Origin of the sequence: Bacillus hominis (assembly GCF_030348325.1) — a bacterium.
GTDB lineage: Bacteria > Bacillota > Bacilli > Bacillales > Bacillaceae_G > Bacillus_A > Bacillus_A hominis.
In genome coordinates this window covers 1,240,582-1,266,550 of record NZ_JAUCFS010000005.1, presented here as the reverse complement: position 1 = coordinate 1,266,550, position 25,969 = coordinate 1,240,582, and the positions used below count along the sequence as shown (strand labels likewise).

The window sequence follows — 25,969 nt, the reverse complement described above, 5'->3', positions numbered from 1 at the left end:
CGCTACCTTTTTTCTATCGATTAAATAAAGAAAAATCATCACTTTCTTTATTCGTAAATAACTGCTGAAATAGTTTCGCAAATACCATTCCATACACGGTCCCATTTCCCCCATATGGCAGTGCGTAATATAAATTATGTATCTTTTTATCTTCTTTTAAAATAGGAAGACCGTCATGACTACCACCAAATGCGGCTGCCCAATAGTACTCTGCCTGTATATGATTAAACTGTGGGAACATTTCTCTTACAATGTTAATAAGGACATCACGCTTATGCAATAATTTCGTATCGCCGATTGTTTGAATTTGCATCGCTTCATCTAATCCACCTACAATAATGCGGTTTTGATACGTTCGAAAATATAAGTAAGGCCGTGCTGTTTCCCAAATTAATGATTGCTCATGCCAGCCTTCAAAATGATTTAGCTTATTTGTCACAATTGCATAAGAAGTTTCTACCGTTGTGTTTTTTTCTTTCTTTCCAGAGATTGCTTCATAACCTGTCGCCATAATAATATTCTTTGCTACGATTTTATTTCCTGTGTTCGTGTAACAAATTAAATCATTATGGATTTGTTTAACATGTAATGCCCCTGTATGTTCATATATAGTAGCACCCATTTGTTTCGCTTTATGCAAAAGACTATGCGCTAATAAATATGGATTCACTTCTGCATCACCATGCGTATATAACGCTGCTTGTTTTTTAAATGAATAACGTTTCTTAATATCAGACTCTGTAAAATATTCAACTGGGAATCCATAATGGTGTAACGTATTATATTCTTCCTGTAAAAATGAAATATCCTCATCTCTACTTGCATAATACAAACTATTTCGCGGAATAAAGTGGGGGTCAATATCGAGAGTTGGCACAACTTTCTCCATCGTTCGCAGCGCTTCATAACAAAGTCTATATGCCCGTACCCCTTTCTCTTCACCAAATGTATGAATAAGAGAGGTCAACGATTTATCATGACAAAATTGTAATAACCCTGTATTTGCAGCTGTGCTACCACATGCGATTGCTCTTTTTTCAATGAGCATAACACGCATTCCAATTTCCGCTAACGAATACGCTATATGAGCACCTGCTTCTCCACTTCCAATTACGAGCACATCACATATCATATCATTTTCTAACGATGGATAACAAGGTACAGAAACTCCAGAATTCCAAAACAACTTCCCAGTCATAAGCTTCATAATTATACTCCTACCATGTAATTTTCTCCTTTCTATATTTCGTCATTTTCCATAAAAAAATCCAACTAACATACGCTAGTTGGATTTTTTCTCTTTAATTAGAACGCTCTTCAAGCCAATTTCCAACCGTCGGATATGTTTGCTTTACAGCCGTCCCACCATACACAATAGACATATGTCCTGTCGGTAAACATACATACTGTTTATCTGTGCTAGAAATATGATCAAGTAAAGCTTCTACTTGACATGGCAGGGCGATATGATCACGTTTCGCAGAAATATTTAAGACATTCGCCTTAATATTTGCAAGGTTTACCTTTTGTCCGCGAATAACGAGTTCACCCTTCACTAATTTATTGTTTTGATAAAAATCACGAATCCACTGTCTATATGATTCGCCTGGGAACGGAATACCATCGCCAACCCACTTTTGAACTAATTTCCAACTTTCGACGAAGCGCTCATTTTCTGAACGATCTACTAAAGCAACATATGGACCGACAAAGTTTGTAATTGGTTTTAACATCTTGTTTCCGAAGTCAATCATTTCTGGCGGAATATTTCCGAATGTATCAACCGCTTTATCTAAATTGAAATATTTCTCATCTAATAAAGGACCGTATAATCCTGTTTCAGAGAAATCAAAAGGACTTGTCATAAAAATCAAGTTACGAATTGGCATGTCCGGATGAAGTGCTGCATAAATAGATGTTAACGTTCCACCCATGCAATAACCAAGTAAAGAAATCTCGTCCGATTTTGCAGTTTTCATTACTTTTTTCACTGCTTTTGCAATATAATCGAACACGAAATCATCAAACTTCAAATGACTATCTTCTAAACCAAATGTGCCCCAATCAAGCATATACACATCAAAACCACGATCTACTAAATATTCCACTAAACTATTTCCTGGAGTTAAATCCATAATATACGGTTTATTAATAAGAGCGTATATTAATAAGATTGGCACTCTCTGTGTTTTTTCTTGTTTTGGAATGTAACGATAAAGCTTCGTTTTATTCTTCGTCCAAATAACCTCTTTCGGTGTTAAACCAACTTGTGGTTCTGGTTCGCGTAATAAAACTTCGCTCGCTCTTTTCACACGGCGATATGCTTTGCGATATTCTTCTGGGTACAACTCCAATTGCTTTTCCCATTCCGTTACGAATGTAGTCATTTTTCTATCTCCTTTTCGGTCGATTTCTTTCTAAAAAAGAAGTGCATTCCTGCTATGGATATGCACTTTTTTCTTACTTCATTACATGTATAATCCGCCGTTAATGTTTAATTGCTGACCTGTGATATACGCACCGTCACGGCATAGATATACTACACCTTTTGCAATTTCATCAGCTTGACCAAAACGTTTTTTCGGGATTTTCGCAACGATTTTTTGACGTACTTCTTCTGGTACTTCTGCTACCATTTCAGTATCAATAAATCCTGGGCAAATTGCGTTTACAGTTACATTTGTTCTTGCAAGTTCTAACGCTAATGATTTTGTAAATCCTAACATACCTGCTTTTGCTGCTGAGTAATTTGTTTGTCCAAATCCACCAGCTTGGCCAATAATAGAAGAAATACTAATGATTCTTCCTTCTTCTGCTTCTGATATGTATGGAAGTACCGCACTTGTCGTATTAAATACACTGCTTAAGTTCACGTCAATTACGCGCTCCCAATCTTCACGATTTAATTTTTTGAATGTACGATCTCTTGTAATACCAGCATTATTAACAAGAATGTCAACTTTACCAAAATGATTCACAGCTTCTTCTACAAGTCTGTTTGCATCTTCTACTTTAGAAACATCCGCTTGAACTGCATAAACATCATGTCCTTCTTTTCCTAATTCATTTACTAAGTTTTCAGCTGCTTCTTTACTGCTGTTATAGTTAATAACTACTTTTGCTCCCTCTTGTGCTAATGCTACTGTAATTGCTTTTCCAATTCCTTTTGCCCCACCTGTTACGATTGCTACTTTGCCATTTAATTGAACCATTTCTTTTCCCCCTTAAATGAATTTGTGAACGATTGTTATGAATCATTTTGGTACTCATACTAATTGAGTCCATATATTAATTATGTTTCGTTGTTTATACATGAAAAGAGATTCTCCCTCTCTCTTTTACACGTTATAAACAAACGCGATTATCATTTTTTATTTTCTGGCTTATTTACAGGCTTTACTTCTTCTTTTACAGGTACTTGTAGTTTAGCTAGTACTGCATTTTGCTTTTCTAGCAATTCTAAAATTTGATCAACTTTCGTTTCTAACGTGCGCATATCTTGTTTTACTTTCGTAACATCACGCTTTAATGTAGGAGCTTGTCCTAATGAATCCACTTTCTCTTCTAGAATTTCCTCGATGTTATCAACTTTATTTTCTAAGTTAATAACAAGCGTAGCTACTCTAGCGATATCCTCTCTCGTCGGCACATTCACCTGCTCTAAATAATTTTTTGTCGTATCATTTAATGCTTTTTGATAAAACAAATTCAAATCTAGAACGCTGCCCATCCAAGCAGAATATTCTTCTGTTTTAATTGTTTCATTGAGCGCTTTTCCCCAAAATGTTTCGGTTTGTTCATAAGCATTTTTCCATGCTTGCAATGGATCGAATTTTTGATCAATCACTTCGCCTACACTCCCTTTTTTGTTTTTGAAACAATTCAACCTATTCACTATTTTCTAATATTCCGAATAGAAATTCAAGTCTATATTTTATTTTTCTTTATTTTCCGATAAATGTATTGACATTAAAAACAGATAGGTGTAAATTGCACTTATAAGCAAAAAATTCCATTTAACTGATTCATGAGGTGATGCTTAATCATGCTACATAATGAACCAGAACACCCAGAAAGTTTGGAAAAAAACCAAGCGAAACAACCAAACTCCATGCCAAAAAACTTCTTAGTTCCTTTCTTACTTCTCTGTCTAAAAGACTGGAGTCTTCATGGTTACAAACTTATTCAAATGCTAATGGACATCGGCTTTTCTTCTGTTGACCAAGGTAATGTGTATAGGACCTTGCGCAAATTAGAAAAAGAAAATCTTATTTCTTCTACTTGGGATACAAGCGAAGGCGGGCCAGCAAAACGAATTTATTCTTTAACAGAATATGGAGAGCAATATTTAACAACATGTGCGACTTCTTTTGAACATTATCAAAATATGTTGCGGACGTTTTTCACGTTATACACCAATGCATTCTTTCCATTTTCTACTTCTCCAGAAAAGGATGAAAAGGATTCTTCATCTTCACCTGGTGGTACAGCAGAGTAATCTGCGTTCACAATATGCAAAAAAACATTTGGAGGTCAAACAATGGAAACTAAGCCATACGAATTAGTCGATGCATTTTGGAAAAACTGGTCTCAATCTCTTTCCCTCTTCTCTTCAGCTGGGAAACAATTAGAGCAACTTACTTTAGAAACGTTAAAACAACAACAAGACGCTTTGCATAAATTAACATCAGGAGTAGATGAACTAGAAAAAGAACTACACCAATTCACTGCTCAATTCAATAACCAATATACAGACTATGTGAAGCAATTAACTGGAAACTCCTTAAATGATCAAATTAACGAGTGGCAAGAAAAGTGGAATGAGCTTTCTAATCAAATGCACCAACTTACTGTTTCGCCTACGAAAACATCTTTGTCTATTCTTACTCAAACTAGCGGCCAATTTGAAGAAACAACAAAACACTTTATCGAACAACAACAGTCGCAACGTGAAGAGGTTCAAAAACAGTTAGAAGTTTTTTTGGGAGAGTTCAAGTCCAAACAACTAGAACTCGCAAAGCAGTTCGAGGAAAACTCAAAAAATCTATTTACTTCCATCAAGTAAGAAAAATGTGGCAACTAACTGCAGCACAAACAAAACTCTTTCTTCCTCCTACTACATCAAGATGGCTTACATTTTTCGATATGGAAAAGAAGGAGGACAAAATGAATCCATTTCAAGAAGCACAAACTGTTCCGGAGCTTCGTTACGATGAGATTCAAGTCGGTGATCAAGCATCACTTACAAAAAAAATTACGGATGAGGACGTTATCAATTTTGCAAAATTGACTGGAGATGTAAATCCTATTCACATTCTAGACTCTTTTGCAAAAACGACAATGTTCAAAGAACGTATTGCCCATGGCATGCTCGTTTCAAGTTTTATTTCTACCATTCTTGGAACGAAACTCCCAGGCAAAAATACGATTTATTTATCACAAAACGTTTCATTCCGTGCTCCTGTCAAAATCGGTGATACACTTCGCGTTGTGGCAGAAGTTATTAAAAAGCGTGACGATAAAAAAATCATTACATTGCAAACAAACATATATAATCAATCCGATGATATTGTCGTAGAAGGTACAGCGACAATACTGAAAAAAGAGTAGCAAATTTGCTACTCTTTTTTCTATCCAAGAACTTCTAATCACACCGTTTACTTCCGTGTATGAGTATGTCGTTTACACATAAAATAACGTTACCAGATAGCACTTAGCTAAACTGGATTACTCTTTAAGGATGTGTATCAGCATGGTTAAAACAAACAAATTACTAGTTCCGGGTGCAGAGCAAGCACTTGAACAATTCAAATATGAAATCGCACAAGAATTCGGTGTAAGCTTAGGATCTAACACAGCATCTCGTTCTAACGGATCAGTTGGCGGTGAAGTAACGAAACGTCTTGTTGCTTTAGCTCAACAACAATTACGCGGATAACTATATAACCTATGGCTAAGAGGCAGATATTCTCTGCCTCTTTCTTTTTTAACATACATAATAGTGCTTTTTCACATACTAGTAAGAGCAAATTGAAAGGAACGATATGTGAAATGAAACGGATTAACATTAGCATGAGTCCTCCCCGTGTTCTTACTTTATCTTTTATTATGCTATCAATTATCGGTACATGCCTATTGAAATTGCCAATTGCTACAACAGCGTCTATTTCATGGCTCGATGCTTTATTTACAACGGTTTCTGCTTGTACGGTTACAGGGCTTGGTGTTGTGGACACTGGTAAAGTATTTACCTTATTTGGCCAATGTGTCATTTTAACACTTATACAAGTTGGCGGGCTTGGCATTATGAGCTTTGCTGTTTTAATCGCAATTATGCTCGGCAGAAAAATCGGCCTTCAAAACCGAATTTTATTACAACAAGCATTGAACCAAACAAATATCGGCGGTGTCATTCGTCTTGCAAAAGCATTATTTTTATTTTCTTTTGCTGTAGAATGTATCGCTACTTTACTTCTCTCTTTTGAATGGGTACCAAAATACGGGATTGCCAAAGGTATATATTATAGCTTTTTTCATTCGATCTCTGCCTTTAACAACGCTGGCTTTTCTGTATGGAGCGATAATTTAATGTCCCACTCCCATAGTATTCTCGTCAATCTCGTTATTTCTTCCCTCATCATTTTAGGTGGGATTGGTTTTACGGTTATCGTAGATATAAAAAGAAAGAAAAACTTTAAAAACCTTACTTTGCACTCAAAACTTATGCTCTCTTCTACTCTTATCGTCAATATTATTGCTACAGCTTTTATTTTCATATTCGAGTTTCATAACTCAATTTCCATGAGAGGGTTTACACCATTTGAAGAAGGTATGGCTGCTTATTTTCAAGCGATTTCGACGCGCACTGCCGGGTTTAACACTGTTGATATCTCTGCATTATCAAAACCTTCTCTTTTATTAATGATGCTTCTTATGTTTATCGGTGCTGGTAGTGCTTCAACTGGTGGTGGAATTAAGTTAACGACCTTTTTAATTATGTTTTTTGGCGTATTTAAATTTTTGCAAGAGCAAGATGATATTGTCGTGTTTAAAAAATCCATTAAAGATACGCTCATTGTCAAATCATTAACCATTACCATTATTTCAATTTCGTTTATTTTTCTTTCCATTTTAATTTTAAGCATCACTGAGCAAGTTCCTTTATTAATGAGTGCTTTTGAAGTATTTTCAGCATTTGGAACTGTCGGCCTTAGCATGAATTTGACACCACACTTAACAATCATCGGCAAAACAATTATTATCTTTATGATGTTTTTTGGAAAGATGGGGCCTTTAACATTAGCCTTTTCATTTGCACGTAAAAAACAAAGAAAAATAAAATATCCAAACGAAGATATTTTAACAGGTTGACAACCGTATAAATTATCCATATAATGAGAATACAATAGCATATCTCCAAAGGGGAGTAGCGTCCAAGAACTATTTCTTGGAAACAAAGTCGTCATTACGTAGAACTTAGTTCTTCCGGCTTTGTTGGCATTTTCATTACATATGTCTAGCAAGACCTTTGCCTATCAATGGCAGAGGTCTTTTTTGTTTTTACCAATTCCTTCCACCGTTGATATGCAGGAGTATGGGGAAACTAAACAGTGGGGAACTTCTTCACTTGTTTAGTCTTTATAGAAATGAGAGGAGAATGTACATGGATGTATCATTATTATTGGAGTATGGTTGGGTATTACTCATCCTAATTGCACTAGAGGGGATTTTAGCGGCTGATAACGCTCTCGTTCTCGCAATTATGGTAAAACATTTACCAGAAGAAAAACGAAAGAAAGCACTATTTTATGGATTAGCAGGAGCGTTCGTTTTCCGCTTCGGATCACTATTTATGATTTCGTTCCTAGTCGATGTATGGCAGGTGCAAGCAATCGGTGCCCTTTATCTTATGTTTATCGCTGGTAATCACTTATTTAAAACGTATGTTAAAAAGAATACACATGAAGAGACAGAAGAAAAAGAAGCAAAGAAAAAACAAGAGAACTTTTGGTGGACTGTATTTAAAGTCGAAGTTGCTGATATCGCCTTCGCTGTTGATTCAATTTTAGCGGCTGTTGCACTAGCAGTAACTTTACCGAAAACAGGATTAGGTACGATTGGTAGCCTTGATACAGGTCAATTTATTGTTATCTTTACAGGTGGACTTATCGGATTAGTTATAATGCGATTTGCCGCAACTGCTTTCGTACAAATATTAAAACGTAAACCAGGACTTGAAACTGCAGCATTCTTAATTGTAGGTTGGGTTGGTGTGAAATTAGCAATTTATACGTTAGCACACCCTGCTTTAGGTGTCCTTCCGCATTCATTCCCAGAATCTACTCCGTGGAAGCTTACATTCTGGATTGTATTAATCGGAATCGCAGTTGGCGGTTGGTTCTTCTCGAAAGAAGTAGAAGTAAAAGTAGAAAAGAATTTAGACGAAAAAGCGCTGTAATTACAGCGCTTTTTCTTTTTCACTCATTTCAATCCCTCTCTATTTTCAGAAAAAATCCCATTATACCACTCGTTGTAAACGCTTCCTTTTCAGATGTATGTCCTTTTTGTGAAATATTGAACAAACTTATTGAAAACGAGAACAAATCCATGTACTTTATTCATATAAGGAGTATTTATAGACGATGTACTAAAGGAGCGTATTACTCATGCTAGAACAAGGATTAGATTATGTTGTCAAACTGGCTAAGAGCAAAAAGCAAATGATAGATACAAACCCAATGCAATATTTCATTCGTGCTGCACTTGCTGGTATTTATATCGGTTTTGTTATTGTACTATGTTTTAAATTAGGTAACTTTTTTCACATTGCAGATTCACCAGCAACATATTTAGCTTCCTCCATGTTTTTCGGAATTGCTCTCGTACTTATTATGTATGGCGGTGCTGAATTATTTACTGGAAATACAATGTATTTCACAGTGGCAACTTTACGAAAAGAAACAACGATTTCTGATACACTTCGTAACTGGGTTGCTTGTTATGCAGGTAACTTAGCTGGCGCTTTATTCTTTGCCTTACTATTTTACGCAACTGGCATTTTCGGAGCAATCGATCACGGTCATTTAATGAATACAGTCGTTGAAGGAAAAATGAACACACCTACAATACAATTATTCTTTAAAGCGATTTTATGTAACTGGCTCGTATGTCTTGCCTGCTTCTTACCTTCTCAAGTAAAAGGTGATACAGCAAAAATATTGATGATAATGATGCTCGTTTTCACATTCTTCTTATCTGGCTATGAGCATAGCATCGCAAACTTATCATTGTTTGCCTTATCTTTAGTTTCACCACATCCTGATACAATTACTTTCGCTGGGGCTATTCATAACTTAATTCCAGTTACAATCGGTAACATTATTGGCGGATCGGTATTTGTCGGTATGGTATATCATTACTTAACAAAGAAAGCACCTGTTGCTAAACAAGAAGAAACTGAATTAGTAGCAGCTCAAACAGAGGAAATTATTCCTTTACAAGCACATATGAAACATTAGAAACTCTAAAGTGTCTGTTATCAAGACCTAATTTTAAAAAATATTATTAAATCAACCCCCTAACATATTATATGTGTCTAATATGTTAGGGGGTTTTAAATTAAATTAATCAAAAAATTGATTTAACTGTTGCATTAAACAAGAAATCTAACATATAGGGGTAGCGACACACATCCATCAACTTAAGGATTTAGACTATTCTTAAACTTAAAAGCACGTTACTATTCTCTTATGTTAATGAGAAAGGGTGACGTGCTTTTTATGAATATGCATCAAAAACAAGAGCTGTCTTTATTTGCCGAAGAGTTATATCGATATATGTCTCCCGCTACACTTAATCAATTAGCTATAGAAGCAGGTGGAATGAAACGAAAACGTAAGTGCCATGGGCACCATTTTTTATCTTTGTGTGTATGGTTAAATCAACAAATCGCTACAACCTCTCTTACTCAACTTTGTAGTCAATTAGAAACTTCAACAGGAATTTTATTAAGTCCTGAGGGACTGAATCGACGATTTAACTCGGCTTCTGTAGCCTTCTTTCGAAATGTATTTACTACACTTCTACAAGCTAAAATTGGAGGATCATCTACAATTTCTCATTCTCTTTCTGCTTACTTTGAGCGGATTCGCATCCTTGATTCTACAACCTTTCAAGTTCCAGATCGATTCGCAGCTACTTATCCTGGTGCCGGAGGCTGTAGTCATACAGCTGGTGTGAAAATTCAATTAGAGTATGACTTGTTGAGTGGAGAGTTTTCTGATGTGAAAATTGAACCAGGAAAACGAAGTGATCAGGCATATGGGGCGACTCGAATGGACATGACACAAAAGAATGAACTATATATTCGTGACTTAGGGTATTTTCGTTTACAAGACTTTAAATCGATCCAAGATAAGGAAGGGTATTATTTATCGCGTCTTAAATTACCAACTAAAATATATAGAAAAGAATTCGAAACAGTGGTATTTAAAACAAAACCTGCTCAATTGAGACCGGTATATATACAAATTCATTTGGAAGACATCATGAACCAATTACAACCTGGCCAAGTGTATGAATTACATGATGTATATGTAGGGAGCAAAGACAAACTACCCACTCGCATTGTGGTTTATAGATGTACAGAGGAGCAAAAACAGAAACGTCTACATGATCGAGCTATTCGCGAAAAGAAAAAAGGGATTACATATACAGAGCGTACGAAACTTTTACAAGGAATTACGGTATATATGACAAACATTCCTACGGAATGGGTACCGAAAGAGAAAATCTATGATTTATATTCACTGCGTTGGCAAATTGAGCTGTTATTTAAAATATGGAAATCTTGGTTTCGAATTCATCGTTGTAAATCTATTAAACAAGAGCGATTAGAATGCCACCTTTATGGACAACTCATTAGTATCCTATTATGTTCTTCTACTATGTTTAAAATGAGAGAACTCCTGTTACGTAAGAAACAGAAAGAACTAAGTGAATATAAAGCGATGTACATAATTAAAGATTATTTCTTACTTTTTCATCAAGCACTACATAAAAACACCCAAGAATTATCAAAGATTCTCCTTCGTCTGTTTAACCTCCTACAGCGAAACGGACGAAAATCTCACAGATATGAGAAAAAAACAGTCTTTGATATTTTAGGTGTTGTGTATGAGTATACCACTTCTGCCCATCAGGTAGCATAGCGAAAAATTTGAAACCCGTCAGGGTTTATTTGATGTGCCTACTTTTATAACATCTATAAAAGATAATAAAAAACTACGTGGAAAGACCGCATTTTGTATAAAAATATACGTTAAGTTGATGGATGTGGGGTAGCGACACATTCCCATCAAGTTAATATTTTGTAGCACCCCCAGAACGAAATTTTAGACCCTCTTATAACAGAGAAGATTATTTTATCGTTTTTGGGGTGACCTCTTTTCTTAGCTTGATAGGTATACATCAGGATCCCATGCCTATCAACTCCAGAACAAGAACAAACCGATTGATATACCAATCAGTTTGTTTTATTTACACATCTTCTCTTTTAAAAAGTCAATAAAAACAGATTTTGGCCTACCTTTTAAATAGATAAAATCAATACTAATATTAATTTTCACTGGAGGTGCCATTTCCACTCGGATCAACTCTCCATTTTCTAATTCTTGTTTAACACAATGTTCAGGCAAGAAGCTAATGCCCATCCCTTGTATCACTAAATTTTTCGCTGTTTCCATATTATCTACTTCTAAAGATATAGTCGGGCTCACATCATTACTTGAAAATAACCGATGAATCATGAGCCAATCCATTGATCCATAATCAAAGAAGATAAGGGGTTGTTTACTTACATGTTCTATCGTTACTTTGTCTTCTTTTAAAAGTATATGATTTCGTGGCACAAAAAGGCCAATAGGATCATTATAAAGACGAATTGATTCTACTTGAGGATGTGTTTCTGTTCGTACGATGCCAAAGTCAACTTCTTTATTAATAACCTTCTGTAAGATGTCTTGTGAATGACCAGTTACAATTTTCATCCTAACATCCTTAAATTCAGATTTGAAACTAGGTAAAATTTCAGGCAGGATATTATTAGATATCGATGAAGCACTCCCAATTACCAAGTCATATGGGATTGTTACTTGTTGCAACCCATACTTAGCTTCCTGATAAGATTGCAAAATTTTTTGTGCATGTGGGAAAAAATACTCTCCCTTTTCAGTTAAAGAAATCTTATTGCCCTTTCGATGAAAAAGCTTTATATTAATTTCACGTTCGAGTGATTGGATACGTGCTGTTACAGAAGGTTGGGTTAAATAAAGAGCTTCGGCAGCTTTATTGAAACTACCAAGTTGACAAACATATATAAAAGCTTCAATATTTTCAATATTCATGTTTAAACGCTCCTTACTTTAGCTCTCTATCATCATTTACTATAACATGTACACGTAAAATCGTATGCATCAAACATCCATAAAATAAGAATGCAACAATTCTGCTGCATTCCCAACTTCTAAATTACACTTTTATTATTTCTTTCTCTTTTCTATTAGCTTTTTTAATAACCATTTTAGCTACAATTTCTGTTGGATCAATAACGCAAATATTTTCAGATGATCTCAATACAAGTGGAATCTCTGTGCAACCTGCTATAATGGCCTCAGCTCCGCTATCTTTCAATTTATTAGCAACCATTGAAAGATATAAAAATCCTGTTTCTAAATCTCCACTTTTAATAGCATATATTCCTTCCATCACTTTTTCTTGCATTTTTCTATCAGGCTCAATGACATCAATCCTGTAACGTTGACAACTGTTTTGGTATAGTTCCGTTTTAATCGTCCCATCCGTAGCTAACAAACCTACTTTTCTAAAATTATTTTCTTGCACAAAACGGGCCGTTTCTAAAGGCATATGCAAAATCGGAATATTAACAGATTTTTTAGCCGCCTTATAGAAAAAATGAGCGGTATTACACGCAATAACAAGAAAATCCGCACCAGCGTTTTGCAATCGCTGCGCTGATTGTACAATGTACGGGGTCGGATCTATTCCCTTTCCCAAAATAGCCGTTGTCCGATCAGGTATTTGAGAATAGTTATCTGCAATGATATGGATATGATCTTGATCTTTCATTGCAGGTGTATAAGAAATAATTTTGTTCATTAAATCAACAGTCGCCAAAGGCCCCATGCCCCCAATAATCCCAACAACTTTTTGCATTTTATTCACCACTTTAAACATATTTTGAATGATTGATTTAATTATAAGTTCCTTTTTAAGAGATGAATTATAGAAAGAATCTATACAACAATAGAAAATATGTATTGATAACTAATGTATAAGAGGCTTTTGATATCGAATATTACTATCTAACAAGTGATGAGCAAGTATATGCGCTGGTTGATAACTGGTATACGAGTAGGGAGCTTATCGATACGTACAATCAAAAAGAATCTCATCTAATTCTGATTGGTGGGTTGCAGGCAAATCGAAAACTCTTCTTATTATAGTCCGTTTAAGTTTTACTTTGGAGTTTTTAGCTCCCTACATATTTCACGATAATATGAGCTTCAATCTCCCCTTTTTCTTTCCCTCTCTCTATTCTTTGCTTCATCTTATGCAAACCGATGACATCATTTGTATGGAAGTGAATTTCATGAACATATAATCCTTCTTTACAAAAAGTTTCTACGAAATCGAGCCCATTACTCTGTCGCCATCCCATATTAAAATCAAGGGAAAGGATATTCACATCATGATTTCGAACGATTTGCATTGCAGATTCTACTGTAGTTGCCAAAAGATATCCGTACGGGCAACTTCTTTGATCATCCATATACACATTCATTTTCTAATTCCCTTCTATTTTGAATATGTAACTAACACATAACATATTGCTCCAAGACTAATAAAAGGTCCAAACGGAATGGGCTTTCTTGCTTCTATACGTTTTAATACGATACCAATCCCGAAAAAACAAAGACTAAAGCAAGATGATAAAAATAAAGTTATAAAAACCCCTTTCACTCCCACTATAAATCCGAGTAACGAAAGTAATTTTACATCACCTCCGCCAAGACCATCTGGATGAATCCTTTGCATGCAATATAACAAAATGAATATAGTTCCACTACCAGCTAAACTATCTATCCAAGTAACTAACGGTACAAAAATACATTCTAAAATAAGCAAAAGCGCAAACCAAATTAAAATACTATTAGGTATTAGCATATATACTAAATCTGTAACTGAAATAATAAGAAGTAAAGAAAAGAGCGATAAAATGATGATGAGCTCTCGTTCTATTCCAATTACATATACAGTAAGAAAAAATAAACTCCCTGTAACAAATTCAAATACTATATACAAACTTGAGATTTTTCTTTTACAATTCGTACAACGCCCTTTCTGCATACAAAATGAAATGATTGGAATCAGTTCTTTCGGCTGTAACGTATACTTGCAGTAGTGACAATGCGAACGCGGTGTAATAATAGATTCACCTACAGGAACCCTCATTGCGATTACCATAAAAAAAGAACCAAACACCATACCCACTAACAATGCATATACATAAGTGAACATCCCTTCCTCTCCTTTCCAAAAGAACATAGCAAAAAAAGGAGAGAACTTCTACTTCATATTATCTTTATTCTATAAAAAAAGCAGGCCGTTTTCCGGCCTGCTTTCCCCTATTTTATACGATGAAATATACTGCTTTTAATGGTCCGTGCACTCCGACAACAAGATTCATTTCAATATCTGCAGAGTTACTTGGACCTGTTATAAAGTTAATACAAGATGCAACTGCTTCACCATTTTCTATACGTGAGTTCATATCCTGAACTGCTTGCGTAATACGAGGTACAAGTGTTTCACGTGGAATAATAGCAAAGTATACAGTCGGTAAAAAGTGTAAAGAACGCCCTTGGCCTTTATGACTCTGTACAACAATCGTACCTGATTCAGCTAAAGTATAATCACTAAATGCGATTCCAATATTCGCTTTTTCCGCTATACGCATATTCTCTTCTTTTTTCTCAGGATCCCATACATTTACTTCAACATTTTGCTTTGGAAGCTCTTCTTTAAATAAAGAAGTCAATCCATAGGAATCAAAACGTTCATCTGCTGATAATAGAATAGGTCCTCCGCCGTTTTCAACGATTACTTTTTGAATATCTTCACGTAAACGGTCGTTTGTCGTTTCCACAACAGTTGTATGAATGTTTGTACATTGATTTTTAAATACTTCTAACAATTCTTCTTGTGAATAATCTTTTAACGTTTCTACATTCACATTACTTTTCCATGCTGGACGTTCTACGCCTTCTGTCTTCCGCGCGCGCCCAAGTTCTTTTGCGATATTATCTAGAAAGGACTCACGGTTTTGAATTAATCCTGTCATTATTTGTCCCCGCCTTTCTTATGATCTTTATACCAATCACGGAATCGTTCTTTACTTGGAGCCGGGAATTCACGAATATCCGTCCAGTTTTTAAGTGGTCCAACACCTTTTGATACACGGTTACCAGATGTAAATGGACTCATTGCTGCCGGTGCCATTTTTGATCCCATTTTATATAAAGCTGCTGAAGAAGCACCCATGCTAAACATTTTCATTGCTAATTTTTCTGCAAGTGGGGCACGTCCTTCTTGCTCAACGATAACTTGACGATGTTTTAATAATAAATCATGCAATGGAATCTTTACTGGACAAGCTTCTGTACATGCTCCGCATAAACTAGATGCATAAGGAAGCTCTTTGTAATCATCATACCCACCTAAAAGTGGTGTTAACACTGCACCAATTGGTCCTGAATAAATAGAACCATATGAATGTCCACCAACGTGACGATATACAGGACACACATTGACACAAGCAGCACAACGAATACATTGCAATACTGAACGGAATTCCGATCCAAGAATTTGAGAGCGGCCATTATCAACAACGACTAAATGAAACTCTTCTGGTCCATCTACCTCTTCCTCTTGAATTGGTCCTGCTACTGTTACATAACTTGTTAATTTTTGACCTACTGCACTACGACATAGTAAACCAACTAAAACATCTAATTCTTCCATTGTCGGAACCATACGTTCCATACCCATTACTGCAATTTGAGTTTTCGGAATCGACATAACAAGATCGGCATTACCTTCGTTCGTTACTAAACAAAGAGATCCAGTATTTGCAACAGCGAAGTTACAACCTGTCACACCAATTTCTGCATCCATAAATTTCTCACGAAGCTGTTTACGAACAAACTTTGTCATTTCGTATGGATCATCAGAATTTTCATATCCAAGTTTTTCTTTAAATACATCACGAATTTGCGTTCTGTTTTTATGAAGTGCAGGCGCAATAATATGTGATGGTGGATCGTTATCTACTTGCAAGATATACTCTCCTAAGTCACTCTCTAACACTTCACAACCAATCTCTTCAAGGGCATGATTCATACTAATTTCTTCAGTTACCATTGATTTTGATTTTACAACTTTCTTCGCTTGTTTCTTTTTTGCAACGTCTTGAATATACTTTGCTGCATCCTCTTTCGTTTTCGCAAAGTAAACGTGACCGCCTCTTTTTGATACATTTTCACTTAACTGCATTAAATAATAATCAAGATTTTCTAACGTATGTTGACGAATTTGTTCACCTAGTTCACGCCACTCTTCCCAGTTTCCCAACTCGTCAGCTGCTTTTAATCGATTTGTATATAAACGCGTTTGTGCAGAAGATACTGCTCCGCGCATAAACGAATCTTGAATTCCATCGCCAACGCGATCATTAAATTTTTTCTCACTGATTTTCATAGACATAGCTTATGTTCCCCCTTCATGAGCGACTATTCAAGACCTCAGCAATATGCATTACTTTTACTTCTTTTCCTAAACGCTCAATACGTCCGCCAATGTTTAACAAACACCCACAATCTGCACCGATTAAATAATCAGCACCTGTTTCCATTACACTATCTACTTTTTCATCTACCATTTGCTCAGAAATTGGAGTCATCTTAACTGAAAACGTTCCCCCAAATCCACAACAATTTTGCGCGTTTGGTAATTCTCTCACAGTTAATCCTTTTACGTTTGATAGTAAAATTCCTGGTGCTTCTTTTACTCCAAGCAGACGTGTCATATGACAAGATTTATGAATAGTAGCTATCCCTGGTAAACTTGCACCAACGTCTGTAACTTTTAAAACATCTACAATAAATTGTGTAAATTCATATGTTTTATCAGCAACCTGTTGTGCACGTTTAGCCCACTTCGGATCATCTTTAAAAACATGCGGATACTCATGAAACATTGTCGCACAAGAGCCAGATGGTGTAACGATATATTCTGCATCTTCGAAAGTTTCAATCATATGTTTCATCGCTTCTTTTGCTGCTTCTACATGGCCGCTATTATAAGCAGGCTGCCCACAACAAACTTGTGCTTCTGGAAATTCAATTTCACAACCTAAACGCTCCAATACTTCAACTGTTGCTTTGCCAACGTTTGTTTCAAACATATCGACTAAACAAGTAACAAATAAAGTAACTTTCATAACTATAATTCCCCCTCATTACAACTTCGCCAACAATCATATGGTCATCAGATGACTAAGATTAGAAGAAGTAGGCTCAACCATGGCCTATCCTCTCCCTCTTCTAAGGAAAACGCTTACTTAATCTCTCTCTATTTTATCAGAAAATTAAATTTTTAAAAGATTAAATTACGAATTTATATCTGTTTTACCTGTGACAATATGTTCTACATTTGTTAAATGATCTAGCATTGCTTGCTGCGCTAATTCTACATCTTGCTTTAACACCGCATCATATATGACTTGATGCTCTTCTATAAGTCGTTCTGATGTTGTTTGTTCACCATATAAAATAATGCGTCTTGATTCACCAATCGTTTCAGCAATCATCTCTGAAACGTGATTCATGAGTTCAAGTAAAATGTTATTATGCGAAGACTCTGCAATTCCCATATGGAACTGAAAATCAGCTTTTTCGCCAGCCTTTTCATTTCCTATGCTCTTTGCCATTTCATCTAACCAATGTTTCATATTTTGCAAATTATCTTCCGTACGTTTTGCCGCAGCTGCTCGAACCGCCCCCACTTCAAGCACCTTTCGTACTTCTAATAAATTCAAAATATCCTCTTTCTTCATTAATAATTTATTATTTAATGATTTTGTTAATGAAGAAGAATCGAAATTCTTCACATATGTACCTTCTCCTTGTTTCATCTCAATTAAGCCCATCGCTCTTAGCGCACTTAGCGCTTCACGAACAGCAGATCTGCCAACTTGAAACTGCTCAGCTAATTGATGCACAGGAAGTAGTTTGTCACCAGGTTTTAACGTACCATTTTTAATCATTGTTAAAATAGCTTCAGATACTTCTTCGTAAATTTTTTTCGGTTTAATAGATTTGTACTCCAGTTAAATCACCTCAGTATCTTCCAAACAACAATTGAAACGATTTATAAGAACTTAGCATCCATAACTATTTTAGAACGAATTGGAAAGAAGTACAAATGTTTTGTTCATAAAACCGTCAAATTTTTAATATTTATTTGATATTAATTTATATTTAATAAAAAGCATGTCCTTTTACATTAGAACATGCTTTCCTCATCTTGCACTTTTAATTTAATAATAACTGTCGTTCCCTTACCTTTTTCACTTTCTATTCTCCACTCACCATCATGTATATGAACAATTTGCCTTACAATTGCAAGACCTAAACCTGTTCCACCATGTTGACGACTTCTCGCTTTATCTACTCGGTAAAAGCGTTCCCCGAGATTTTCTAAATGCTCTATATCAATACCTATTCCTGTATCTTTTATGTGCAATTCACAGTAATCATCGATTTGCTTTAATGTTATTATGATGTCCCCGTTTTGATTTGTATAACGTATCGCATTATCTAACACATTATGAAGTACTTGTTGCATACGATCCTCATCAATCATTACGATAATTTCAGGATTTAAATTCGTTGAAATACGAAGTTTTTTTTCTATAAACTGTAACTCGTACGTATCTAGTACATCTTCAATAAGCTGTGAAAAAACGATAGGTTGTTTCTTTAGAGGAAAGTGTTCACCTTCTAGCTGCGCTAGATCTAATAAATCATGAACGAGGCGCTGCATGCGATCTGCTTCTTTATGGATAAGTTGCGTTACTTTTTCCTGCTGCGGCCCCTTCGCTACACCGTCTAAAATAGCTTCACTATATCCTTTAATATAACTAAGCGGTGTTCTAAGTTCATGCGAAACATTAGCTAAAAATTCCTTACGCTTTACATCTTCTGTTTCTAAAGAATTTGCCATTTTATTAAACGCTTTTCCCAATCGTCCAATTTCATCTTCTGAAGAAATTGTAATCCGCTCTGAGAAATCTCCAGTAGCCAAATGATTTGCAACTCGTTCCATTTGCGAAAGCGGTCTCGTAATAGCAATAATAATTTTTCTACCAATCCATATTGTAATTAAAATCATCGCAAGTGCTAACGGTGCTAAAATAAGACCCATATCAAATATTAAGTCTTTTATACTTTTTAAAGGAATATAAGAGTATACAATACCAACTAATTTTTTATTATCTAAAACAGGGATGACAACACCCATAATATTACGATCAAAATGTTCTTCATACCCTATCTTTGTCACAGTTTCCCCATCTAATAGCGCCTGTCTATCCCCTTCACTTATAAGAGAATGATGGTGAACATCAAAAGGCATACATGCGCTTAAATCACGCGGATTGTACACGAAAAGGACATCTGAACTAGATATTTGATCGTATGCCCTTACTTTCTCTTCAAAAGTGGATACTCCTTCATTTTTATCATATTGCGTGGCAAGACGCTTCCCTTCCATTACTAATGAATCTTTTAAATTATCAACGTATAACTTTTCATATGAGTATAAAGATACAAAATAAAGAAAGGAAACTGTTACACATACTGCACATACTACTGTAAGCCAAAGCTTTTGTACCATCGTAAACATACGTTACACCTCGAATTTATAACCTACACCCCAAACGGTTTGAATGTAGTTTCCACTTTCTCCTAGCTTCAGACGCATCGTTTTCACATGCGTATCTACCGTTCTTGTACTTCCTGCATAATCATATCCCCATACCTTTTCAAGCAATTGTTCCCGGCTAAATACTTGTCCATTATGTTGGCAAAGAAAATATAGTAAATCGAACTCTTTTACCGTAAGAGGAATCGTCTCACCATTCGTCTCGATCCTCCTACTTTTTTCATTAATAAGAATCGGTCCAAATTGAATCTCTTCTTGCTGTTCTTGCTTTGTATATCGTCTTAAAACAGCTTCCATACGAGCAATTAGTTCCCCAGGACTAAACGGCTTTACAATATAATCATCTGCTCCCATACGTAAGCCGTTCACCCTATTCCACTCTTCACCTTTTGCTGTTAAAAATATAATAGGTACATCCGACGTTTTTCGAATCTCTTTACAAACTGAAAGCCCATCCATCTCTGGCATCATAATATCTAGTACAACGAAATCGTAATGTTCCGTCTCTAATTTTCGAAGTGCCTCTTTTCCATTTTCAGCTTCTCCCCACTCGTATCCGAAGTTATCTAAGTACATTCCGACAAGTTGCCTCATATCACTTTCGTCATCTACGACTAGCACATTATATTTACTCATTGTCCTTCCCCTTCTCTCTCTATGAGTTGAAACGGTCCTTTTCCGACTTTAATTGTTTGTTTTATTTTCATATTCTTCATATCCATTACGCATACTTCATCGCTATCATAACTAGCTACGTATCCTTCTGCCCCGCTTTTCAAAAATGCAAATGGATTAGATCCTACTTCTGCAAATCCTACCTCTTGATACGTACTTGCATCAAACTTTCTAAGCGTATTCGAACCGTGACTTAGCGCATATACATACTTATCATCCTTTGTTATATTCACTGGCATAAACGGAGCATGTAAAGAACGTACCATTTCTCCGCTCTGTAATGAATACACTAATACTTTCTCATTCACTTGACTTCCATCACCATGTCCGCCAATCCATATTTCTTTCCCACCAGGACTAATCGTCGCTCCTGTTGATGCTGGGGGAATCATAAAGGATTGGATAACCTCTTTTTTCTTTGTATCAATTGTTGTTAGTTTCGTATCATAAAAATTTAGTACAGATAACTGATTATGATGCTCTACCATCGTTATCGGTCCTTTTCCTGTTGAAACACTCCCTGTCTCTTTCCCTTCTATCGTAAAGAACCTTACCTTTTGAGTATTTTGATCGGCAACAAATAATTGTTTTTTATCTTCTGATACGACTACATTCACAATTCCTTTTCCTGTTTTATATTTTTCCACTTGCCTTCCTTCTGCTAGTGAATATACATACATATATTCTAACTGCTTTCCGTATACAAGTATTTCCTCGTTATTTGGAAGTAGTGCAATTCCTGCCATCGGTTCATTTAATTCCCATGTCGCGAGTAACTTTTTAGCTTTTTTATCAATAAAACTAATACTACCTTCCTTTATATTCGTTGTTATAATAACACTTTTATCTTTAGTAATCGGTGTATATGAACTTCCTTGACACCCTACTAATAGAAATAAAAAACAGAGAAGAAAAACATACTTTCTCAAAAGATTCCCTCCATCTTCGGATGATTTCGTTATAATTGTAAAATAACAAATAAATGTGTGGAAAATGTGAAATCTTCCTTTATTAATAAACTTACATATATAATGTACAACAAATAGAATTTGAGGTGTGCAAATTATGCTTTTTCCTGATTTAGCGAATAAAATTGTACGTGAAGTACGCAGATTAATTACTGAAAACATTATTATTATTAATATACAAGGAGTTATTATCGCAAGTACAGATGCGGAGAGAATCGGTCAATTTCATGAAGGTGCACTCCGCTGTGCGAAACAAAAGAACACTGTCATTATTACAAAAGATGATGAACGACGAATGCAAGGTGTAAAAGCTGGAATGAATCTTCCTTTACTATTCCATGACGAAGTAATCGGCGTGATTGGAATTACAGGAGAACCTGAAAACATTTCACAATACGGAGAAATATTACGTAAGATGACCGAATTATTAATTCATGAAAACTACTTTTTGGAACAACTAGAACTTGAGCACCGTTCTTATGAAGCATTTGTCTTTGATTGGCTTCAAAATACAGACTGGTCTCCAAGTTTTCTAGATCGTGCAAAAACGCTTGCCATTGATTTATATAAGAAGAAACAACTTATTTTATTATCAATCGCCCAAGATAATACGATGCTGCAGCGTAAAATTTGGCAACATATGCGCAACATTTTAGCAAAAGAAAATTTATTTGTTCGCTGGGGAAATGATCGGTTTATTTTGTTTACAACAATGCAATCCAAAGAGCAAACCTTTCAATTTTTAAAACGGTTAAAACAAGACTGTGAAACTTTATTTTCTATTACTCTATATATCGGGATTGGACAAACAGTTACGCCAAGCAATATGAACTTATCGTACGAACAAGCATTACGCGCCCTTTCGGTATCACTTGAAACGAAAAAAATTGTATTTAATGAAGATTTACGTTTAGAAATGTGCTTACAAGATATTTCTACCGAAACCCGGGAACAGTTTCTAGAGCGTACCATTGAAAACTTAGTATCATCTCCTGAGCTTATGCACACTTTACGTTTATTTATCGATTATAACCAATCTTATAAGCAGACAGCTGAGCAATTACATATACACATTAACACATTGCATTACAGGCTAAAAAAGATTGAAGAACATACAGGACTTGACCCGAAACAATTCAAAGATTTAAATGTTTTATACTTTGCACTCCTCTTATTAGATAATCATACAAAAAATAACGATAAAACAGATTAATCTTTAGATGATTGTACATAGAAAGAATCACCCAACTTTTTTATCATTATAATGAAAGCACTGTTACAACGTTTTTTATTATGACGAAATACGTTAACAGTTTGAGGGGGATTTCCAATGTTAGAAAAGCAAATTATTGATTCATTCGTATCTATTGTTGGCGAAGAGAATGTAGATACATCCAATATGGGGCGTTTAACTTATAGTTATGATGCCACTCCAAACTTCCAAGCGATGCCTGATGCAGTCATTGCTCCTCGTAATACAAATGAAGTAGCCGACGTGTTAAAAGTGTGTAACACCCATACAATCCCTGTATATGTTCGCGGGTCTGGAACAAATCTTTGCGCTGGAACGTGTCCATTAGAAGGCGGTATCGTCCTTATTTTCCGCCATATGAACAATATTTTAGAAATTAACGAAGAGAATTTAACAATTACTGTACAAGCTGGTGTTATTACACTTGATATTATTAAAGCAGTAGAAGAAAAAGGTTTATTTTATCCACCAGATCCAAGCTCTATGAAAATTTCTACAATCGGCGGTAACATTAATGAAAACTCCGGCGGATTACGTGGTTTAAAATATGGCGTAACACGTGATTATGTAATGGGGCTTGAAATTGTCTTACCGAACGGCGATATCATTCGCACTGGCGGTAAATTAGCAAAAGATGTAGCTGGTTATGATTTAACTCGTTTATTTATTGGTTCTGAAGGAACACTTGGTGTTGTTACGGAAGCTATATTAAAACTTGTCCCTATGCCTGAAACGAAGAAAACGATGCTTGCGCTATATGAAGATATTAACGAAGCTGCTCGAGCTGTTTCTGCTATTATTGCAAATAAAATTATTCCGGCGACACTTGAGTTTTTAGACCAACCAACAATTGAAGTTGTAGAAGAGTTTGCACAAATCGGTTTACCAACTGACGTCAAAGCAATTTTATTAATTGAACAAGATGGCCCGCCCGAGGTTGTCAATCGAGATATCGAAAAAATGGCTAACGTTTGCCGTTCTATGAATGCGGTCGATGTTCGCGTTGCAAAAGATGAAGCCGAAGCAGATGCGCTTCGTACAGCACGCCGTAGTGCACTATCAGCACTTGCAAGACTAAAACCGACAACAATATTAGAAGATGCAACTGTACCACGTTCACAAATCGCTCCAATGGTTGAAGCAATTAATGCAATTGCAAAAAAATATAATATTCCTATTTGTACTTTTGGTCATGCTGGTGATGGCAACCTACACCCAACTTGTATGACAGATGCCCGTAATGAAGAAGAAATGCACCGTGCTGAACAAGCTTTTGCTGAAATATTTGCGAAAGCGATTGAGCTTGGTGGTACGATTACTGGTGAACATGGTGTTGGCGCGATGAAAGCTCCCTATTTAGAAATGAAATTAGGTAAAGAAGGTATCGCTGCTATGCAAGGGATTAAACAAGCCTTCGACCCAAACAACATTATGAATCCTGGAAAGATGTTTGCGAAAGACTCTCGTAAAAGAGTAGTGGTTGAGCGATGAGCACATTAAATAAAGAAAACATTCAAAAAGAATTTAAAGAACGATTAAGTGAAGATGAACTATTAAATTGTATGCGCTGCGGTTTTTGTTTACCGACTTGTCCTACTTACATTCAATCTGGATATAAAGAATCACATTCACCACGAGGACGTATCGCATTAATGAAAGCCGTCGCTGATGGTTTAATTGAGCCGGATGAAGATGTTGAAAATACATTAAACGTTTGCCTTGGCTGCCGTGCTTGTGAACCTGTTTGTCCATCTGGTGTGAATTATGGACATTTATTAGAAGAAGCTCGTGATATTATAAATCAAAATAAAAAGTTCTCAATGCCCGTGAGAGCTGTTCGTAAAGTCGTTTTTGAAGGATTATTCCCGCATCAAAATCGAATGAGAACATTAACTGGACTTATCGGATTTTATCAGCGTTCTGGTTTACAAACGCTAACACATAAAACAGGTATTATGAAGTTATTTCCTGAAACACTTGCAACGATGGATCTCGTTTTGCCAAAAGTACCTAAAATGAAAGCAATGAAAGATCGTCCTGAATTTTTACCTGCTGAGGTGGAAAAGAAGAAACAAGTTGCATTCTTCACAGGTTGCTTAATGGATACGATGTTTTTAGAAACAAATAACGCAACGATGAAACTTCTTCAGTTAGCTGGTTGTGATATCGTTATTCCGAAAACACAAAGTTGCTGCGGGGCATTACATGGGCATGCCGGTGAAAAGAGCGGAGCAAAAGAATTAGCAAAACGAAATATAAAAGCATTCGAAGATTTAAACATCGACTATATTATTACCAATGCAGGTGGTTGCGGAGCTTATCTCGTAGATTATGATTATTTATTAAAAGATGATCCTAAGTGGGCAAAGCGAGCAGAGCAGTTTGTTTCTAAAATTAAAGATATTACTGCTATACTAGTAGAATTAGATTTCCATAAACGTACTGACTTACGACTCACGCCACAAATTATTACGTATCAAGATTCTTGTCATTTACGTAATGTTATGCGAACATCTTCTGCGCCTCGTATGTTACTAGAGGCCATCCAAGGCGCAACATATCGCGAAATGAAAGATGCGGACCGTTGCTGTGGTTCTGCTGGTATTTATAATATTGTCCATTCGGAGTTATCAATGGAATTTCTAGATTATAAAATGGAACGTGTGCATGAAACAGATGCGGCGACAATTGTTACTGCAAATCCTGGATGTCTATTACAAATGAAACTAGGTATTGAACGTGAAGACCTTTCTCATAAAATGAGAGGAATTCACATTGTTGATCTATTATTAGAAGCAATTGAAACCAACTCGTAATAACTCGTAACATACGTAATAATAGGAAAACGGCTATCTCCTTCGTCTATGTAAAGAGATAGCCGCTTTTTTGTCCGCTACAACATTAAGAATATGTTACTTTATTATAAAAAAGAACAACAGAAACATTACAGTTTTGTAAAAATCAATCCAGTATATTCCTCAAAAAAATGCTA

26 protein-coding genes and 1 riboswitch are annotated in these 25,969 nt (G+C 35.7%); of the genes, 11 read left to right on the top strand and 15 right to left on the bottom strand.

The genetic code is table 11. The features are described from left to right. Nucleotides 1-13 precede the first annotated feature (13 nt). From QUF93_RS08785 to phaR, 4 genes are all read right to left on the bottom strand, one after another. Nucleotides 14-1,207, bottom strand: coding sequence for an NAD(P)/FAD-dependent oxidoreductase (locus QUF93_RS08785; protein WP_289358507.1), 1,194 nt, complete (start codon nucleotides 1,205-1,207; stop codon nucleotides 14-16). Nucleotides 1,208-1,301: 94 nt separating this feature from the next. Then, the gene (phaC, locus tag QUF93_RS08780; protein ID WP_002117314.1) at nucleotides 1,302-2,387 is read right to left on the bottom strand and encodes a class III poly(R)-hydroxyalkanoic acid synthase subunit PhaC; all 1,086 of its coding nucleotides are present in this window, start codon (nucleotides 2,385-2,387) and stop codon (nucleotides 1,302-1,304) included. An 81-nt stretch (nucleotides 2,388-2,468) separates the two neighbouring features. Continuing rightward, entirely contained in the window at nucleotides 2,469-3,212 is a 744-nt protein-coding gene (locus tag QUF93_RS08775; RefSeq protein WP_002117312.1) for an acetoacetyl-CoA reductase, read from the bottom strand. A gap of 152 nt (nucleotides 3,213-3,364) precedes the next feature. Then, nucleotides 3,365-3,847 carry a polyhydroxyalkanoic acid synthase subunit PhaR gene (phaR, locus tag QUF93_RS08770; protein ID WP_000566956.1) on the bottom strand — a complete coding sequence of 161 codons (483 nt, stop codon included), beginning with the start codon at nucleotides 3,845-3,847 and terminating at the stop codon, nucleotides 3,365-3,367. Between the two features lie 198 nt (nucleotides 3,848-4,045). Between phaR and phaQ the strand changes: the two genes are divergently transcribed. The 8 genes from phaQ (at nucleotide 4,046) to QUF93_RS08730 (ending at nucleotide 11,210) form a co-directional block, all read left to right on the top strand. Next, nucleotides 4,046-4,498, top strand: coding sequence for a poly-beta-hydroxybutyrate-responsive repressor (phaQ, locus tag QUF93_RS08765; protein ID WP_000903018.1), 453 nt, complete (start codon nucleotides 4,046-4,048; stop codon nucleotides 4,496-4,498). Between the two features lie 42 nt (nucleotides 4,499-4,540). Next, nucleotides 4,541-5,065 carry a polyhydroxyalkanoic acid inclusion protein PhaP gene (gene phaP / locus QUF93_RS08760; protein WP_002011575.1) on the top strand — a complete coding sequence of 175 codons (525 nt, stop codon included), beginning with the start codon at nucleotides 4,541-4,543 and terminating at the stop codon, nucleotides 5,063-5,065. A 101-nt stretch (nucleotides 5,066-5,166) separates the two neighbouring features. Continuing rightward, nucleotides 5,167-5,610, top strand: coding sequence for a MaoC family dehydratase (locus QUF93_RS08755; protein WP_001067911.1), 444 nt, complete (start codon nucleotides 5,167-5,169; stop codon nucleotides 5,608-5,610). A gap of 142 nt (nucleotides 5,611-5,752) precedes the next feature. Then, on the top strand, nucleotides 5,753-5,938 hold the full coding sequence (locus QUF93_RS08750; RefSeq protein WP_000241212.1) for an alpha/beta-type small acid-soluble spore protein: 186 nt from the start codon (nucleotides 5,753-5,755) through the stop codon (nucleotides 5,936-5,938). A 113-nt stretch (nucleotides 5,939-6,051) separates the two neighbouring features. Continuing rightward, nucleotides 6,052-7,371, top strand: coding sequence for a TrkH family potassium uptake protein (locus QUF93_RS08745; RefSeq protein WP_289358506.1), 1,320 nt, complete (start codon nucleotides 6,052-6,054; stop codon nucleotides 7,369-7,371). A gap of 38 nt (nucleotides 7,372-7,409) precedes the next feature. Then, a riboswitch (yybP-ykoY riboswitch) is annotated at nucleotides 7,410-7,584 on the top strand. A gap of 79 nt (nucleotides 7,585-7,663) precedes the next feature. Then, nucleotides 7,664-8,458 carry a MeeY/MeeF family manganese export membrane protein gene (locus QUF93_RS08740; RefSeq protein ID WP_289358505.1) on the top strand — a complete coding sequence of 265 codons (795 nt, stop codon included), beginning with the start codon at nucleotides 7,664-7,666 and terminating at the stop codon, nucleotides 8,456-8,458. A gap of 208 nt (nucleotides 8,459-8,666) precedes the next feature. Then, the gene (locus tag QUF93_RS08735; protein ID WP_289358503.1) at nucleotides 8,667-9,518 is read left to right on the top strand and encodes a formate/nitrite transporter family protein; all 852 of its coding nucleotides are present in this window, start codon (nucleotides 8,667-8,669) and stop codon (nucleotides 9,516-9,518) included. Nucleotides 9,519-9,779: 261 nt separating this feature from the next. Next, a complete protein-coding gene (locus QUF93_RS08730) occupies nucleotides 9,780-11,210 on the top strand; it encodes an IS4-like element ISBce2 family transposase (RefSeq protein WP_080019313.1) in 1,431 nt (476 codons plus the stop codon). 324 nt (nucleotides 11,211-11,534) lie between these two features. Here the strand turns inward: QUF93_RS08730 and QUF93_RS08725 are convergent, their stop codons facing one another. From QUF93_RS08725 to QUF93_RS08675, 11 genes are all read right to left on the bottom strand, one after another. Continuing rightward, entirely contained in the window at nucleotides 11,535-12,404 is an 870-nt protein-coding gene (locus QUF93_RS08725; RefSeq protein ID WP_002117299.1) for a LysR family transcriptional regulator, read from the bottom strand. A 124-nt stretch (nucleotides 12,405-12,528) separates the two neighbouring features. Then, nucleotides 12,529-13,233: a cysteate racemase gene (gene cuyB / locus QUF93_RS08720; RefSeq protein WP_289358502.1), complete on the bottom strand. Its 705-nt coding sequence runs from the start codon at nucleotides 13,231-13,233 to the stop codon at nucleotides 12,529-12,531. A 316-nt stretch (nucleotides 13,234-13,549) separates the two neighbouring features. Next, nucleotides 13,550-13,861: a cyclic-phosphate processing receiver domain-containing protein gene (locus QUF93_RS08715; RefSeq protein ID WP_289358501.1), complete on the bottom strand. Its 312-nt coding sequence runs from the start codon at nucleotides 13,859-13,861 to the stop codon at nucleotides 13,550-13,552. 14 nt (nucleotides 13,862-13,875) lie between these two features. Further along, nucleotides 13,876-14,598 (bottom strand): prepilin peptidase, encoded by a 723-nt coding sequence (locus QUF93_RS08710; protein ID WP_289358500.1) that lies wholly within the window; start codon nucleotides 14,596-14,598, stop codon nucleotides 13,876-13,878. A gap of 112 nt (nucleotides 14,599-14,710) precedes the next feature. Further along, a complete protein-coding gene (locus tag QUF93_RS08705) occupies nucleotides 14,711-15,421 on the bottom strand; it encodes a LutC/YkgG family protein (protein ID WP_289358499.1) in 711 nt (236 codons plus the stop codon). Continuing rightward, nucleotides 15,421-16,842 (bottom strand): LutB/LldF family L-lactate oxidation iron-sulfur protein, encoded by a 1,422-nt coding sequence (locus tag QUF93_RS08700; protein ID WP_000061921.1) that lies wholly within the window; start codon nucleotides 16,840-16,842, stop codon nucleotides 15,421-15,423. The genes QUF93_RS08705 and QUF93_RS08700 overlap by 1 nt, the downstream gene beginning before the upstream one ends. Before the next feature lie 16 nt (nucleotides 16,843-16,858). Next, nucleotides 16,859-17,578: a lactate utilization iron-sulfur protein LutA gene (locus QUF93_RS08695; protein ID WP_289358498.1), complete on the bottom strand. Its 720-nt coding sequence runs from the start codon at nucleotides 17,576-17,578 to the stop codon at nucleotides 16,859-16,861. A 168-nt stretch (nucleotides 17,579-17,746) separates the two neighbouring features. Then, the gene (locus QUF93_RS08690) at nucleotides 17,747-18,436 is read right to left on the bottom strand and encodes a FadR/GntR family transcriptional regulator (RefSeq protein ID WP_255291269.1); all 690 of its coding nucleotides are present in this window, start codon (nucleotides 18,434-18,436) and stop codon (nucleotides 17,747-17,749) included. A 206-nt stretch (nucleotides 18,437-18,642) separates the two neighbouring features. Then, entirely contained in the window at nucleotides 18,643-20,043 is a 1,401-nt protein-coding gene (locus tag QUF93_RS08685) for a sensor histidine kinase (RefSeq protein ID WP_289358497.1), read from the bottom strand. A 3-nt stretch (nucleotides 20,044-20,046) separates the two neighbouring features. Beyond that, complete coding sequence (locus QUF93_RS08680) at nucleotides 20,047-20,718, bottom strand: response regulator transcription factor (RefSeq protein WP_098776278.1); 672 nt, start codon at nucleotides 20,716-20,718, stop codon at nucleotides 20,047-20,049. Beyond that, the gene (locus QUF93_RS08675) at nucleotides 20,715-21,686 is read right to left on the bottom strand and encodes a YncE family protein (RefSeq protein ID WP_289358496.1); all 972 of its coding nucleotides are present in this window, start codon (nucleotides 21,684-21,686) and stop codon (nucleotides 20,715-20,717) included. The genes QUF93_RS08680 and QUF93_RS08675 overlap by 4 nt, the downstream gene beginning before the upstream one ends. A 136-nt stretch (nucleotides 21,687-21,822) precedes the next feature. Between QUF93_RS08675 and QUF93_RS08670 the strand changes: the two genes are divergently transcribed. From QUF93_RS08670 to QUF93_RS08660, 3 genes are all read left to right on the top strand, one after another. After that, nucleotides 21,823-22,938 carry a CdaR family transcriptional regulator gene (locus tag QUF93_RS08670; RefSeq protein ID WP_289358495.1) on the top strand — a complete coding sequence of 372 codons (1,116 nt, stop codon included), beginning with the start codon at nucleotides 21,823-21,825 and terminating at the stop codon, nucleotides 22,936-22,938. 117 nt (nucleotides 22,939-23,055) lie between these two features. Then, nucleotides 23,056-24,468: a glycolate oxidase subunit GlcD gene (glcD, locus tag QUF93_RS08665; protein ID WP_289358494.1), complete on the top strand. Its 1,413-nt coding sequence runs from the start codon at nucleotides 23,056-23,058 to the stop codon at nucleotides 24,466-24,468. After that, nucleotides 24,465-25,793 (top strand): (Fe-S)-binding protein, encoded by a 1,329-nt coding sequence (locus QUF93_RS08660; RefSeq protein WP_289358493.1) that lies wholly within the window; start codon nucleotides 24,465-24,467, stop codon nucleotides 25,791-25,793. The genes glcD and QUF93_RS08660 overlap by 4 nt, the downstream gene beginning before the upstream one ends. Nucleotides 25,794-25,969 lie beyond the last annotated feature (176 nt).

Bases quoted from the DNA above. Each gene is read 5' to 3' on its own strand.
- glcD (WP_289358494.1), top strand. From the start codon at position 23,056: ATGTTAGAAAAGCAAATTATTGATTCATTCGTATCTATTGTTGGCGAA.
- QUF93_RS08685 (WP_289358497.1), bottom strand. From the start codon at position 20,043: ATGTTTACGATGGTACAAAAGCTTTGGCTTACAGTAGTATGTGCAGTA.
- QUF93_RS08750 (WP_000241212.1), top strand. From the start codon at position 5,753: ATGGTTAAAACAAACAAATTACTAGTTCCGGGTGCAGAGCAAGCACTT.
- QUF93_RS08725 (WP_002117299.1), bottom strand. From the start codon at position 12,404: ATGAATATTGAAAATATTGAAGCTTTTATATATGTTTGTCAACTTGGT.
- QUF93_RS08705 (WP_289358499.1), bottom strand. From the start codon at position 15,421: ATGACAGGATTAATTCAAAACCGTGAGTCCTTTCTAGATAATATCGCA.
- QUF93_RS08710 (WP_289358500.1), bottom strand. From the start codon at position 14,598: ATGTTCACTTATGTATATGCATTGTTAGTGGGTATGGTGTTTGGTTCT.
- phaQ (WP_000903018.1), top strand. From the start codon at position 4,046: ATGCTACATAATGAACCAGAACACCCAGAAAGTTTGGAAAAAAACCAA.
- QUF93_RS08755 (WP_001067911.1), top strand. From the start codon at position 5,167: ATGAATCCATTTCAAGAAGCACAAACTGTTCCGGAGCTTCGTTACGAT.
- cuyB (WP_289358502.1), bottom strand. From the start codon at position 13,233: ATGCAAAAAGTTGTTGGGATTATTGGGGGCATGGGGCCTTTGGCGACT.
- QUF93_RS08730 (WP_080019313.1), top strand. From the start codon at position 9,780: ATGAATATGCATCAAAAACAAGAGCTGTCTTTATTTGCCGAAGAGTTA.
- QUF93_RS08670 (WP_289358495.1), top strand. From the start codon at position 21,823: ATGCTTTTTCCTGATTTAGCGAATAAAATTGTACGTGAAGTACGCAGA.
- phaC (WP_002117314.1), bottom strand. From the start codon at position 2,387: ATGACTACATTCGTAACGGAATGGGAAAAGCAATTGGAGTTGTACCCA.
- QUF93_RS08775 (WP_002117312.1), bottom strand. From the start codon at position 3,212: ATGGTTCAATTAAATGGCAAAGTAGCAATCGTAACAGGTGGGGCAAAA.
- QUF93_RS08660 (WP_289358493.1), top strand. From the start codon at position 24,465: ATGAGCACATTAAATAAAGAAAACATTCAAAAAGAATTTAAAGAACGA.
- QUF93_RS08715 (WP_289358501.1), bottom strand. From the start codon at position 13,861: ATGAATGTGTATATGGATGATCAAAGAAGTTGCCCGTACGGATATCTT.
- QUF93_RS08680 (WP_098776278.1), bottom strand. From the start codon at position 20,718: ATGAGTAAATATAATGTGCTAGTCGTAGATGACGAAAGTGATATGAGG.
- QUF93_RS08695 (WP_289358498.1), bottom strand. From the start codon at position 17,578: ATGAAAGTTACTTTATTTGTTACTTGTTTAGTCGATATGTTTGAAACA.
- QUF93_RS08745 (WP_289358506.1), top strand. From the start codon at position 6,052: ATGAAACGGATTAACATTAGCATGAGTCCTCCCCGTGTTCTTACTTTA.
- QUF93_RS08735 (WP_289358503.1), top strand. From the start codon at position 8,667: ATGCTAGAACAAGGATTAGATTATGTTGTCAAACTGGCTAAGAGCAAA.
- QUF93_RS08785 (WP_289358507.1), bottom strand. From the start codon at position 1,207: ATGAAGCTTATGACTGGGAAGTTGTTTTGGAATTCTGGAGTTTCTGTA.
- QUF93_RS08700 (WP_000061921.1), bottom strand. From the start codon at position 16,842: ATGTCTATGAAAATCAGTGAGAAAAAATTTAATGATCGCGTTGGCGAT.
- phaP (WP_002011575.1), top strand. From the start codon at position 4,541: ATGGAAACTAAGCCATACGAATTAGTCGATGCATTTTGGAAAAACTGG.
- QUF93_RS08740 (WP_289358505.1), top strand. From the start codon at position 7,664: ATGGATGTATCATTATTATTGGAGTATGGTTGGGTATTACTCATCCTA.